Annotated in this window: 11 protein-coding genes and 1 tRNA gene; 8 read left to right on the forward strand and 4 right to left on the reverse strand. The window is 51.1% G+C overall.

Annotation, left to right across the window (positions count from 1 at the left end):
• Positions 1–35: 35 nt before the first annotated feature.
• Entirely contained in the window at positions 36–1,151 is a 1,116-nt protein-coding gene (locus GX117_14185) for a mannose-6-phosphate isomerase (GenBank protein ID NLO34480.1), read from the reverse strand.
• A 448-nt stretch (positions 1,152–1,599) separates the two neighbouring features.
• On the opposite strand from GX117_14185, the gene GX117_14190 reads away from it, so the two are divergent.
• A complete protein-coding gene (locus tag GX117_14190; GenBank protein NLO34481.1) occupies positions 1,600–1,824 on the forward strand; it encodes a DUF4926 domain-containing protein in 225 nt (74 codons plus the stop codon).
• A 134-nt stretch (positions 1,825–1,958) separates the two neighbouring features.
• On the opposite strand, the gene GX117_14195 is transcribed toward GX117_14190, so the two are convergent.
• The gene (locus GX117_14195) at positions 1,959–3,110 is read right to left on the reverse strand and encodes a hypothetical protein (GenBank protein ID NLO34482.1); all 1,152 of its coding nucleotides are present in this window, start codon (positions 3,108–3,110) and stop codon (positions 1,959–1,961) included.
• Positions 3,111–3,314: 204 nt separating this feature from the next.
• On the opposite strand from GX117_14195, the gene GX117_14200 reads away from it, so the two are divergent.
• The 7 genes from GX117_14200 (at position 3,315) to GX117_14230 (ending at position 12,259) form a co-directional block, all read left to right on the forward strand.
• Positions 3,315–4,268 (forward strand): ROK family protein, encoded by a 954-nt coding sequence (locus tag GX117_14200; protein ID NLO34483.1) that lies wholly within the window; start codon positions 3,315–3,317, stop codon positions 4,266–4,268.
• A 279-nt stretch (positions 4,269–4,547) separates the two neighbouring features.
• Positions 4,548–5,840 carry a phosphoribosylamine--glycine ligase gene (purD, locus tag GX117_14205; GenBank protein NLO34484.1) on the forward strand — a complete coding sequence of 431 codons (1,293 nt, stop codon included), beginning with the start codon at positions 4,548–4,550 and terminating at the stop codon, positions 5,838–5,840.
• Between the two features lie 8 nt (positions 5,841–5,848).
• Positions 5,849–7,045, forward strand: a complete 1,197-nt coding sequence (locus GX117_14210) for an SGNH/GDSL hydrolase family protein (protein NLO34485.1) — start codon at positions 5,849–5,851, stop codon at positions 7,043–7,045.
• Between the two features lie 138 nt (positions 7,046–7,183).
• Positions 7,184–9,790, forward strand: a complete 2,607-nt coding sequence (locus GX117_14215; protein NLO34486.1) for a LysM peptidoglycan-binding domain-containing protein — start codon at positions 7,184–7,186, stop codon at positions 9,788–9,790.
• Between the two features lie 19 nt (positions 9,791–9,809).
• Positions 9,810–10,802 carry an aldo/keto reductase gene (locus GX117_14220; protein ID NLO34487.1) on the forward strand — a complete coding sequence of 331 codons (993 nt, stop codon included), beginning with the start codon at positions 9,810–9,812 and terminating at the stop codon, positions 10,800–10,802.
• A gap of 217 nt (positions 10,803–11,019) precedes the next feature.
• Positions 11,020–11,109 (forward strand) — tRNA-Ser (locus GX117_14225).
• A gap of 112 nt (positions 11,110–11,221) precedes the next feature.
• A complete protein-coding gene (locus GX117_14230) occupies positions 11,222–12,259 on the forward strand; it encodes a glycosyltransferase family 9 protein (GenBank protein NLO34488.1) in 1,038 nt (345 codons plus the stop codon).
• 7 nt (positions 12,260–12,266) lie between these two features.
• Here GX117_14230 and GX117_14235 read toward each other — a convergent pair whose 3' ends face one another.
• Both GX117_14235 and GX117_14240 read right to left on the reverse strand, forming a co-directional pair.
• Positions 12,267–13,385, reverse strand: coding sequence for a hypothetical protein (locus tag GX117_14235; GenBank protein ID NLO34489.1), 1,119 nt, complete (start codon positions 13,383–13,385; stop codon positions 12,267–12,269).
• 198 nt (positions 13,386–13,583) lie between these two features.
• The coding region (locus tag GX117_14240; protein NLO34490.1) for a hypothetical protein at positions 13,584–14,048 on the reverse strand (465 nt) is incomplete at its 5' end.

Consider the following 14,048-nt stretch of genomic DNA (forward strand, 5'->3'; position numbering starts at 1 on the left):
TTTTTACGGGCCTTGGTCTGAGGTCCTCCTTGTACTTATGATGAAATAGACGTCCTATTGTTTCGATCGAAAATAGCGCGGGATCCCGCCATGCCGGCAAGGGATTCGATCTGCTCATCCCTATAGCCTTGAAGTCTTAAAGGCATGACCACATCTTCTAAAAGACGAGGGACATAATAGTCAAGATAGGTGCCTGTCGTTTGAACAGACCATTCCTTGAGCGATGCCGGGACGAGCGCCGCTTCTCCGCGCTGCAGCGTGCACCGACTCTCCTCACTGATCAAGAGTAAGGGCTCTTCCGTGGCGAGGACGATATGAAAACTTTGTGAGTCCCCACAATACACGCGCTGACCCTTGGTCTGCACTTTTTCCGCCGCAAAATAGGGACAGGCGCAAAGGTATTCCCGAACAGCATCCTCGCTTTCAATCGCTAAGGAAGGGGCGGAATCTGCCATGGAAGATTGATCGTATTGGAGAGATTGCAACGCTTTATCAAGATGGAGAGTTCGCCGTTCTCCTCCTTTTTCAACCCGATTATAATCATAGAGGCGGTAGGTGATATCACTGTTTTGTTGTATTTCCGCCACCATGATACCGGCGCCGATAGCATGTACGACACCGGCAGGAACAAAAAAGAACGCGCCTATTTGTGCAGGAACAGATTGCATCATGCTGCTTAGGTCACCGCCCGCGTGCGCCGCTCTTTCGAAAGACTCTTGATCAACGTCCGGCTGTAATCCCAGCAAAAGACGGCTGTCTTTTTTCGAGCCGAGGACATACCACATCTCGGTCTTTCCGTTGTCGAGCCCTTCCAAGCACGATGCTAACGTGTCATCGGGATGTACTTGTACGGATAGATCGGCGTCCGCATCGATGAGTTTGAGTAGGAGCGGAAAAGAATTTCCCGGGGTGTTCTTACCGGCGTTGCCGAGAAGCCCGACGCCATCCAAGGCGATGAGCTGCCGCAACGTGTGTCCTGTGAAGGGGCCTTCACTGACGACGCTGCAATGAACCTCATGATCTGCAATCAACCACGCCTCACCAATAGGCTGATCGCCGGACAGCGCTGTATTCAGATAGCCGCTTAATTGCGTGCCGCCCCAAAGGCGTTCCATATAAGCCGCTTTGAATTTTAAAAATCCGAAATTCATGGAAGTATTGATCTATTGTCCTATCTGAAGTGAATATGACAGTATTTTGAACATGAAGGAAATACAAAGACTTTTGCCGGGAACAGATAGCGACACGATTACAAGCGTGTCCTTTTATCCCAATCTTTAATTAGTGTAGAAAAAAGACAGGGAGCGATACAAGAGCCGGAATAAAAAACAGCCGTATCCTCGGTGCAGCCTCTGCTTATTTTTAGGTTGCGGCTATAAATAATGGTTATTATGTCAGGAAGAGATTAATGTTTTATGTTTAATCTATGAATTCGATCGCAATTCTCCTCTTACAACAAAAAGTCAGCCACCACTAAAAAATTTAGTGTGAATTTAAGTCGCTTTAGCATTTAATTGTGGTATACTCTTTTCGATATAGATTGTTGGTGTTTTTATTTGTCTTCATATTGTTTTATTTTTTTATGAAAAGGTTGGTACTATGAAACCCGATTTGTTTAAAGAAGTTGTGTTGACACAGAGCTTCCCGGAAGAAGGACTGCGTGAAGGCGATATCGCCGTGGTAGTCAATTACAATAATGCCGGCGGTAACGGTGACGCAGAAGCGCTCTTAGAGTTGCCCCGTTCTTTTGGCGATGCCTTTTCTTTTGTGACTGTTCCTGTGTCTGCCATCGCGCCCTTTGAGGAAAACCAGAGCGTTAACTGATTGCTGTTGTTCGGATCAGATACGCCGTTTTGGTATGAGCGAATAATACGCTTAGCAGGCTTCTCTTTGGTCTATGGATCATGAGATGCTTATGCGGCGGCAGGGGGAGCTGTATGTCTAAACGCAAGTCAGCGTTATTGTTTGCCCCATCCTAATTGCAGCACACGTTCAATGTTGCCATTGAGAAATTTGGCTGCTCGCTCTCTTCCATAGCGCACACACAATAAAGTGCGCAATTCCCCATAGTCTCTCGGGGATTTAAAATCTTTGGGCGGCGCCGTGAATCCGTCGAAATCCGATCCGAAAGCCACCACATCATCCCCGCCAAATTCGATTAAATGATCCACAGTCCGCAGTATGGACTCGATCCCTTTGCGCGGTTCCGGTTTCTCTAACCAATGTCCCATAGCGATGATGCCGACGACCCCGCCGGAATCGGCAATGTCATGGATTTCTTTGGGCGTCGGATTCATGGGGTAGGGCGCCAGTGCATGAACGCCGACATGGGACATAACGATGGGGCGCCGGATGGCATGGCGCTTCGCCCGCTCAAGAATTTCGGCGCGGCACTTAGGGGTAGCGTGACACATGTCTACGACCATCCCCAAATCCAGCATGCGGTCCACCAGTTCACAGCCGAAGTCGGTCAGCCCGCTTTCCAAATCGATTTTCTGACGAAAGCATCCTATTTTTCGCAATAGGGTCAGATCGGGGAAGGCATCCACATTCTTGCACGCCTCATTGGGATAGAGATGGGGGATGATCATATGACAGATACCCTCTTCGAAGAAAGCATCCACATTTTCAATCTTGCCATTTAAATGATGAGCCCCTTCCACAGAGCGCAGGACAGCGATTTTTCCTTCCGCTGTGATCCGCTTCATTTCAGAAAAGGACAAAGCTGTTTCAAAATGTGGTTCCCCGTTGGCATTTGCCCGTTTTATCATGGTTTCTTGATGTTTCAGGCATTCGAAAACCAGGGCGTCGGGGGCGGTGCGGAAAATATGATTCAAGCGCGGCATGAACCAGCGCAGCAGCTGCAGGGGCCACACATCTTTTTTGAAGTCTTGTTCCACCATGTAGATGGTGGAGAAAAAGGCTTTCACCTCACCGGCGCGCAAGGCGTGGGCATCGGTACGCATGGTTAAGGGAAAGAAACCGGCTCGAGGCCGGTGGCGCTTCCAAAACTTTTTGCCCAGCATAAAACTTTTGAGGGTAGGGTGCATGTGCATGTCAAAAACGCCGAGAGAAAGAGCAGGACTGTCCGTTTGCGTATCGGTGACCATGAGACTTCTCCTGTGTCTGTTAAAAAAAGATGCACTACGCTTATACTTTATTATAAAAGAGTTTCAGTGTGATAACCTAAAAGTTAATCTGCAGATGCATTGAAGCCCGTGATCATGGTAGGCTTAGCCGTAAATTGAACAGGGCTTAAAGATCAAAAGATTTGTATTTTCACGGTTGTACACGCTCTGTTGGGAGTTATTGAAATGAAAGATTCTTCCTCAAAAGTCATTGGTATAGAAATTGGCGGAACCAAATTACAAGCTGTTCTGGGCAGACCGTCAGGAGAAATTTTGGCGCATCGACGCGCTGCCGTGGATGTGGAAGCGGGGGCGGCGGGCATACTTGCTTGGTGCTACGAGCAAGTACAAGCCTTGATGCGCACCGATGATTGTGCGGCTATAGGCATTGGATTTGGCGGCCCCATAGAATCCAAGACCGGGCAGGTCTTGGTTTCCCATCAAATAGCGGGCTGGGAAAATGTTCCCATTCGACTCTTATTTGAGGAGCGTTTCGCTTTACCGGTAGTCGTTGCCAACGACGCCAATGCGGCGGGGTGGGCGGAATACTGTCTGGGCGCAGGGCAAGGTTTACATCAATTTATGTATATGAATATTGGCAGCGGCATTGGCGGCGCGTTGATCATAGACGGGCATCTCTATGACGGACAAGGGCTCGGCGCTTGCGAGTTGGGGCATACGTGGATACCCGACTGGACTTCTCCGCTTCCCGGCGCTGTAGATAAATTAGAACATTTATGCTCCGGGTGGTCTATTGAACGGCGCATACGGGGCTGGAAATCACTGGATCTAGAATCACCTTTAGCAAAACTCTGTGACCAAGACGAGACCCGTTTAAGTTGTGCCCTCTTGGCGGAGGCGGCACGGTTAGGTGACGATCGAGCCCTCCAAGAGATTGACCGTATCGCCCAAGGCTTGGGGATCACTTTGGGTAATGCAGTGACCTTGTTTCATCCGCAGCGCATCGCCTTAGGCGGCGGTGTCTCGCTCATGGGCGATGTTTTGTTGAATCCCTTGCGGGAAGCACTGGCACAATACAGTTTTCGGCCCTTTAAAAGATCCACAGCCCTTGTGCCTTGTGCCCTGGAAGAAGATGTGGTTGCCATTGGCGCCCTCTTGTTGGCGGGTACGCTGGTATAGCCCGAATTTAGGAAAAGGCGCTTTTTTGATAAATTCGACATTTTAAGCTGCTTTTCGTATACTAGTTGGAGGGTTTCAGGGAGTTGGCTATATCAAGTGGAAAGAAATCGTGTACCCCTGTGTTATCCGGTTGGGATAAGGCAACACCCTGCAAGCGTGTACAAGGAAGCCCTTCAATATGATACGCCGGAAACACGTGATAGAACAGCAGTTTAATGCAGTATTGCGAAGCGTAGTTGTTCTCCGAAAGCTCTCTTTTTTTTAATAAGGATAGTACTCATGAATGTGATGGTCATTGGCAGTGGCGGGCGTGAGCACGCGTTGGCGTGGAAAATTGCCCAGAGTCCGCTCGTGAAAAAAGTCTATGGCGCGCCGGGCAACCCCGGTATCGATGCCTTGGAAAAGGGTATCTGTGTCAATGTTGCCATCGACGATTTTGACCTGTTATCCACTTATGCGGAAATTGAATCCATTAGCCTCATCGTCGTAGGACCTGAGGCGCCCCTGGCAGAAGGTATTGTCGACACTTTAGGAAAGCGAGGCTTCGCCGTCTTTGGGCCTTCCAAAGCAGCGGCGCAACTGGAAGCGAGCAAATCTTTCGCCAAGGCCTTTATGGAGCGGCATAAGATCCCCACGGCCGCGTACCATGTTTTTGATGATGCGCAAGGGGCTTTGGACTTTTTAAAAACAGCCGCTTTCCCCTTGGTTATCAAAGCCGATGGTCTGGCTGCCGGCAAAGGGGTCAGTGTTGTATACACCCTTTCCGAAGCGGAGGAAGCGGTACGTGCGGCGATGCTTGAGAATGTATTTGACGATGCAGGCGCCCGTATCGTTATTGAAGACTATCTGGAAGGCGAAGAGGCTTCCATCTTGGCATTGTGCGACGGCAAAAATTTCAAGACCCTGGCAACCAGTCAAGATCATAAGCCGGCGCTGGACGGGGATAAAGGACCGAACACAGGCGGTATGGGCGCTTATTCTCCGGCTCCTGTCGTGTCAGACGCCTTAATGGAAGTTATTCGCAGGGATATTCTTGCTCCCTCCGTGGCGGGTATGGCGGCGGAAGGAAACCCGTACCGGGGCATTCTCTACGCCGGACTTATGATTACGGCGGAGGGTCCGAAGGTTATCGAATTTAACGTGCGTTTCGGTGATCCCGAGACCCAAGCGATTCTGCCGCGTATGACCAGTGACATTGTGCCGCTCCTCCAGTCTTGTTGTGACGGTTCCCTTGCCGCCCATGACATCGCCTACAGCCCATCGCCTTGTGTGTCGGTCGTTATGGCGAGCGGTGGCTATCCGGGAGCCTATGCCAAGGGTAAAGCGATTACGGGCATTGCCAATGCGGAAACCATTGACGGCGTTACGGTCTTTATGGCAGGCGTACGCCAGCAGGGCGATACGCTTTTGACTGCCGGAGGCCGTGTCCTGAATGTGACTGCCACAGCGCCCACCCATGAGGAGGCTGTGCGGAAGGCCTACGCCGCCGTTGAACGTATTCATTTTGAAGGCGTGCAGTACCGCAGCGATATTGGCAAAAAAGCCTATCAACACTTGACCGAAAATGAATAAGAGTAGCGATGTCTCGGAAAGAAAACGAGATGAATCCGATCCCTGCTGATCCGGGAAAACCAGACGCGCCCACGGGTTCCCGTCCTTCCTATGCCCGTCAAGCCCTCTTTATAGCGCTGCCTGTCCTGTTGATTTTTGCCTGCGCCGAATTGGGCGCACGGCTCAGAGAGCGTTACATTCCGCCCATGCCCGTAGATGTGGGACAAGGCTTTAATCCCGATGACCGGCTCTTTGTGCCTGGTGCCGGCGGCATGATGGAAACGAATCCTCAAAAAAGTACTTCTTTTCAACACCAACGTTTTGCACTCGTGAAGCCCCGTGATACCTTGCGCATCATTGCTTTAGGCGGATCGTCGGTGAACTACCTCGATTATGAATTTGAGCAAATGAAACAGGACTTGGCGCTTGCCTTGTCCGACCGCTACAAGGACGTGGAGATTATCAATTGCGGCGGGTTGTCCTACGGTTCCCATCGACTCGTATTGATTGCTTCCGAGATCATAGGCTATGCGCCGGATGTGGTGTTGCTCTATACGGGACATAACGAATTCGAAGAGCTGGAACAGATGCACTTGGCCACGCTGTCGGATACGAAGATTCAGCGCATGTTAACTATTTCCGCTTTCTATCGTTTTATCCGAGATAAGACGGCGCAGCAGCGCATCAAGAACTTAGAGCAAAGCCGCGCCATACGAGATCTTTCCGCTTCCATTCCGGATTCATCCCGTACTTGGCTGCATCGTTTTAGCGAAGATGAAATCCGTACGCGGATGGCGGACTTTGAAAAGAATCTTGAGACCATGATTCAGTTGTGTCAAGATAACCAAGTTCCTGTCATTATAGGCACGGTCCCGTCCAAATGGTATCGGCCCAATTTGCCCGGTACGGATGGGGAACGCTATGAGGCGGTAACGAGCCTTTTTGAAAAAGGACAGGTTGACGAGGGCATTAAACTGGGACGTGCCTTATTGCGAGAAGCGACGCCTCGCCACCAATCATCGGATTTGGAAAATGAAATTATTCGCGCCGTTGCGCATCGCTGGGCGCTTCCGCTCGCCGATGTGGAAGCTGCCATTATCGACGCCGAGCCCCGTGGGATACCCGGAGAGACGCTTTTCAATGATCATTGCCACCTAAACCCTGCGGGCAACGAAATTTTGCGGCGCTTATATCAGCAAGAAATCTTGAATCTTGTACAAAGTTAAGTTGCGGGAATGCAGTTTAGCCTTATAATTGTATACAATGCTAAGGTATCGGATACCGTAGTTTTGAACCAATCGTAGAAAGACAGCTGTAGACTGAAGCGGCTTGAAGCCGTTCAACATCACGGATAGGGAATCACCATGGAAAAACAATCTTGGTATAGCGGCGATACAGACAACATTCCAATCCAATCGGGAGAAGGAAAGCGAGACTCCTTTTCCTTTGGCCCCTCCGCTACACTTCTTGTCACCTTTCTTTTAGGATTGGCTGTTGGATTTTTACTCTGTTACGCACTGTTGGAGATGCGGCAGGGCGCTGACGATAAAGAGGCCGCCTCCGAATCTTCTTTTGACGGAGTGACAGAAACAACCCTTGTGCCGCTTCAGAGCAAAGGCGAAGAGCTGGATCTTGCCGTTGCGCAAGTGGATCCGGAAAGCGTCTGGCCTGCCCGTCACCTGCTTATAAGCTTGCCGGGAACCCATCTGGATGAGGACAGCGCCGAGCTATTGAATCGCTTCAAGCCCGGCGGAGTTTGGCTGCGTCAGGCGAATACGGTGGATACCAATCAGATCGGCCACTTGGTACAGCAGATCAACAAATACGCAGCGCTCCAAGGGCCTTCCGCGGCGGAGCCTCTGATTGTGACCGCCCAAGACGGCGGCGATGCTGCCAATCCGTTACGGCTGGCGGGAACCCTTGCCCCCCGTGATCTTGCGCAGCTGGACACCTTAGACGCCATCCGTGCTGCGGGTAAAGACTTGGCGGAAAAATCACTGAATCTTGGGGTTGGCGTTTTACTCACGCCTGTTCTTGATATTTTCGATCCGGAAAAACAGAAGACTTCCGATCGTTACCGCTTTTTAGGGGATTCACCGGAAGCCGTGTCGCAAGCAGGCATCGCTTTCGCAGAAGGCCTGCAAGCAGGCGGTGTCATGGCGGTAGCCAAACATTATCCCGGTATCGGTTCTGCTTCGATACGCGAAGGAAACGTGCCGCTCATCGCTGAAACCAATGTGGAATATCTTGCATCCAATATGATGCCCTTCATGGATGCCGCCGCCTACGACATTAGCGGCATGCTGATCAGCAGCGCCTCTGTTCCCGCCTTAGATGTGCAACAACCCGGAAGGCCCGCGTCCTTGTCTCCCGTACTTGTGCGCGAAGTATTTCGTAATAAATGGGGATATTCGGGGGTGTTGCTGGCAGAAGATATACGTACTGTCGCTTCCTGGTCAAGGAAATCGGTAGAAGAGAATGTTATCGCTGCCCTCGCCGCCGGATGCGATGCTGTGCTGATTTCCGACATGAGCCTTGACGATATGACGCGGATCTCGGCAGCCATCAAAGACGCCTGCGCCAGCGGCGTCCTGAGCGAGGAAAATTTGCTCGCTTCCCGACAACGGCTTGATTTGTGGCGCACGAAGCTGGAACGTGTGAAAAGCCAGCGCACAAAAGAAACGGCGGCTGAGGCTGATGTGAATGAAGACGAAGACACTGCCGTTCCCGATGAAAGCGCCATTGACGATGAGGTCGCCGATGCCGAAGAAGGGGCCGATGAATCAATAGACGAAGCGGCGGATGAAGTGGAGGAAGAAGTTGCCGCGCCGGCCGAAGATACCTTGGAAGAAGCGGCGCCTGCAGCGGAAGAAACTGAACCGGAAGCGCCTGTTGAGGCTCCTGAGAAGGAAGTAAAAGCGCCGGAAGCCGAGGTCAAAGAGCAGCCGAAAAAAGCGCCGGTAAAAGAGACTGCGACACCGCCCGAAGGTTCCAAAAAAGTGGAACATATCATTAAGAAGGGTGAAACGCTCACGGGTATCGCACAGAGCTATCAAGTATCCGTGAAAAACATTATGACATGGAATAACATGTCCGACAGTAATATCAGATTCGGCCAAAAGTTAAGCATTTTTACGACCAAGGACGTGGCGGACGCGGCGCCTGCGGAAACACAAGACAAAGCAGCGCCGGAAGTGAAAGCGGCGCCGGAAGAATCTTCGGACACCGCCGCAGCAGCGGAAGAAATCGTTGCGCCTGCTGATCCTGTGGAAGAAGAAACGGCGCCCGTTGAAGAAGTCCAGCCTGAGCCTGTTGCTGATGATGATAAAGCGGATGAAGAGCCGAGCGCCCCGGCGGTCGATGCTCCTGCTGCTGCCGATCAGGAAGAGACGCCCGCCCCGGATGTTGATACCGAGCATCCTGAAACCCATGTGCCCGAACAATTCCCGCCTGTGACGGAAGAGGTCTTGCCGCCTGTAGTCGAAATTTCCGCCATGCCCTTAGAGCCTGATCATGACAGTGAAGATCTCGAAATCACAGAGGAAGAACATGCCTCTACGGTTACCAAAAACTTTTCAGTGCGATCCTCCTCCGGAAAAAAAGAAGATAAAAAGGACGACAAAGAAGCATCGGTAAGCCAAGAGAGTGAATCCGCCGCTGCAGCGGAGGAATCGGAAGAAGAATTGGAAATGACCGTGACTGTCGAGCCGATCACCGTTGAAACGGCAACGACCGTTGCGCCGGCGGCTGCCGAAGTTGTAGCGCCGGTGCCTGCCGACGAAGCGGCACCCGTCACGACCAGTGTTTCTTCCGAACCCGAGTACACGGAACACAAGATCGCAACCGGGGAAAATCTCTCGCAAATAGCCAAAAAATATAATATCAGCCTTCAAGAACTGATCAAACTCAACAATATTTCGAATCCGGATATTGTCGTGATCGGTCACTCCTTGAAGGTGCCGAAACAGTAATCCCAAAAGGGAGCTTTGCATGCAGTATAGACAATTAGGGAACAGTGATTTAAAAATACCGGTGGTGTCCTTTGGCGCTTGGGCAATTGGCGGATGGATGTGGGGCGGTACGGATGATGACCTTGCGATCCGCGCTATCCATGGCGCTATCGATCACGGAATGACGCTGATTGATACGGCGCCTGTCTATGGCATGGGACACAGTGAACGTGTGGTGGGCGAGGCTGTCAAAGGCCGCCGTGACCAAGTCATTATTGCTACGAAATGTGGACTCCGTTGGGATGATAAGGAAGGCAGTTACCATTTCAGCACGAAGAGCAACGATGGAGTGGATCTAGATGTTTACCGTAACCTTAAGGCAGCTTCTATCCGCAAGGAATGTGAAGATAGTCTCAGACGGCTGAACGTGGATCATATCGATTTATACCAGTGCCACTGGCCTGATCCGAGCACGCCGATCCAAGAGACCATGGAGATTTTAACCAAGCTGCAGCAGGAAGGTAAAATTCGCGCTTTTGGTGTGAGTAACTTTTCAAAGGATCAATTGGAAAGCTGCCTCAAATGGGGGCGCATCGTAAGTGATCAGCCGCGTTACAGTGCGCTGGACCGTTCCATTGAAGAGGAAATTCTCCCCTTTTGCCGCGAGAATAATATTGGTATTCTTGCCTATAGCCCCCTGGAACAAGGCTTATTAACCGGTAAAGTGGCTATGGATCGCAATTTTAAGAAAGGCGATCAGCGCCGCGACAAAAAGCTGTTTGAACACGATAATCGGCTCAGAATTAATACGACCTTGGAGTTCGCACAGTCCATTGCAAATCGCTATGACGCAAGTTTGGCACAAATTTTCTTAGCGTGGCTCATCGCGCAAGACGGGGTTACTTCCGTTCTTGCCGGCACACGCAATGAGGCGCAGATGAAGGAGAATGCCGGAGCCGGTGAGTTGAAGCTTACTGAAGAAGATTGCGCTGCCTTGCGCCGGTATGTGGAATCGCTGCACATTGAACGTTGATTCCAAGCGCGGCTTTCGTAATCAGCCGGCATGAGCCAAGGCTTTACCCTGAACCTTCGGAAGCGACAATAGCCGTTAAATAACCGGCCAACGATACGCGTAGCAATTGAAGCGCCTGTCGGATGGGCAGACAGTTCGAGTTTGACCCTGCCCGATCACGTATTCGGATGTCGGATTTGGTTTGATCCCGCCTTGTCGGGTATAATTCCTGCCATTGGGAGAGGTGACCGAGTGGCTTAAGGTGCGCGCTTGGAAAGCGCGTGTGCGTGAAAGCGTACCGAGGGTTCGAATCCCTCCCTCTCCGCCAGTTACCCTTCCCTATGAGGAGGTTGGGGATAGATAGTTGTCATGCCCCTATGGGGGCGCAGTTTGCCTCAATCCGAAAACAGATCGCTTCCCGCCTTAAATGGGTTCTATTCATGATTAACGGTTTCCCTCGGATTTTAATCATCCGATTCAGCGCCATTGGAGATGTTGTACGGGTATTGCCTGCTTTAAACGCCTTGCGTCACAGCTTTCCCCATGGCCAAATCGATTGGGCTGTCGAACAGAAGTCCAAAGATATCCTGCTCGACCATCCCGCCCTTGATCAGATACATGTCTTTAAACGCCCTGCCGAAGTCAAAAAAGCTGTCCTTGCATTTTTACAATTTTGTAAAACCCTCCGTGACAGCCGTTATGACATCGTCTTAGATTTTCACGGCATTTTCAAAAGCGGTATCGCAGCCGGATTCACGCGCGCCAAAGACCGTTTTGCTTTTGCGCCGCCACGGGGCAAAGAGCTGGGCTATCTCTTTTCCAACCACAAAGTGCGTCTGCCGTCCATGCTGCTCAATCGTGTGGAAGAGAATATGCTGCTCTGTGAGGCGGCCAATGCACGGCCCGGCGCAGTCGAATACAGCATTCCCCTTTCCGAAGAAGTAGAAGAGGCTATTGACGCCTACGTACAAGAACAATTCCAGAGCGCCAAACGCATCGTTGCGCTCCATGCGCCTGTAGACCGCCCTTCAAAGCAGTGGCCTATTGATCGGTATGCAGCCTTGGCCGATATGCTCTTATCTGACGGACGCTTTGAAGTATTGTTGACGTGGGGCCCCGGTCAGCGTGCTTGTGTGGAGAAGCTCGCATCAAAATGCAAGCGTAATCCCCATATTGCGCCGGAGACTCCCGGTCTGAAAGAGTACGCCTGTATGATCCGCCATTGCGCCCTTTACGTAGGCGGCGATACAGGGCCTATGCATATTGCAGCCGCCATGGATGTGCCGGTAGTCGCCATATTTGGCGGTACTTCCCCGCAAAAGCACCAACCCTACAACAAGATCAGCCATATCTTGTATGCCGGTCCCAAGGAACTGGATCGCAATTTAACAGAACGGCAGGCAAAAGCGTATCTGGATGCCATCACGGCGGATCAAGTCTATGACGCGTGCATCGACCTGTTAAAGAAACCTCGCTGACCGAAGCTTATTCTTCTTTGCCCAAGCCTTGCCTTTGCGCTTCTTTTAAGGCTTCGAAACGATCCAAAATCGGAAGTTGCTGCGTACATTCCGCTTCGCATTGCCGGCACTGCGTACAGGCAGCCAAGACATCTTCCACATCTGTAATATTCCAATGATATTTCAAATGACGCAGCGCAGTGCCCGGCGCGTCCATCAGTGAAAAATTATAGGCTTCCATCATGCGAACCACAGGGATGTGTTCGGGACAATCTCGGCAATACCCGCATTGCGTGCAATATTCTTTATAGGAGCTGCTCATGGTTTCGGTCAGAGAATCGATAGCCTGCTGATCCATGGGCGTATAAGAATCTAAAGCTGCAACCGCATCATCCACATCGGCTTTGTTCCGAAATCCTACCAACGCTGTGGTCACGCCGGGAACAGAAAGATTAAAATGCAGCGCTGTATGAACCATGGTCCGTTGGCTCGCATCGGTGACATGGCGAAAATGTTTTTCATGCTCTGTAAGGACGCCGCCGCCCAGCGTGTTCATGGTGACAACTGCAAGTCCCCGATCCGCTGCTGCCCGCACGCCCTCCTTGCGTAAATGGTAGTTCTGTAAGTTCAAACCGATGAGCATACTTTCGAAAAGTCCTTCACCTTCCTCGAGCATGGCTTCCACGTATTGATGTTCTAAGTGGGTAGACACGCTGATATGACGCACCAGCCCTTCCTCTTTAAGCTGTCGGAACGCACGGAGCACGCCCTTTGCTTTTCTTTTCCCCAAATCTTCAGGCTGCACAAGACACCAGACATGATAAAAATCAAGGGCATCCACGTGTAAGCGTTCAATGGAGGTTTCGCATTGACGCCGGACGGCATCGGGATCGGCCGCCATGGTTTTCGAAGAAAGGTAGAAAGGCTTTTGGGTCTTTTGCATCTCCTTAACCGCTATGCCCATGATCGTTTCACTATAATCGTCGCAATAGGTGGGCGCTGTGTCAAAATAGGTGATGCCCCGTTCAAAGGCATGGTAGACGATCTCAGCCATGGCTTCTGTATCAGCAGGATTTTCAAAGCGCATGCCGCCAAAGCCAATGCGCGATATGGTTAAACCGGTATTTCCAAATGAAGAATAAAGCATAGGTCTCTCGTAGGGTTTAAACTAATGGTTGTATAAGAAAAGAAAGTAGTTGTGGACTCGGTGAAGACCATTTTCTCGTCGCGAGCAGCGCTCACGAAGGTATTATGCGGTGCCGCTGATCAAAGGCGCTTCACAACAGCTTTTATGCCATGTCGGAATACAGGGATATAGTCCCTAAGTACCGCGCCCTTTTTATGGCTAGCGGTCAGTACGCCGCCGATCCACAAAGATAACGCTTTTCCCTTCGGTAGGTTGGGCTTTTTGGCGTACCTGTGCGAGAACCTCCAACATCTTTTTGCCGGACTTAAAACTTCGGTGCTGCGTATGGGCAACGCCGACAGCAAGTGCCATTAAGGGCGCATGCACACTGCGCCCGTCGACGCTCTTCGCCAATAAGAAGCCTTGGTCCAATTCTTGCGGGGTATAGAAACGGCGCACATCCGTATCAAATTGTTCGATCATAGCAGCGCAATACCGTTCGTAGTCCTCCAGTTTCAGCATCAGGATGAAATGCTGGCGGCCCATGTGGGCGATGCTCGATTCGTAACAGCCTTGTGATTTAGTCAGGTTCGATAAAAGGGTCGACATCCATTTCAATACGTTGTCTTGCCCTTCCCGACCGCGATTTTTACTGAAGGCATCAAAGCCGACAATGTCGATGTA

The sequence above is a fragment of the Candidatus Hydrogenedentota bacterium genome, from assembly GCA_012523015.1.
Classification (GTDB): Bacteria; Hydrogenedentota; Hydrogenedentia; order Hydrogenedentales; family CAITNO01; genus JAAYBJ01.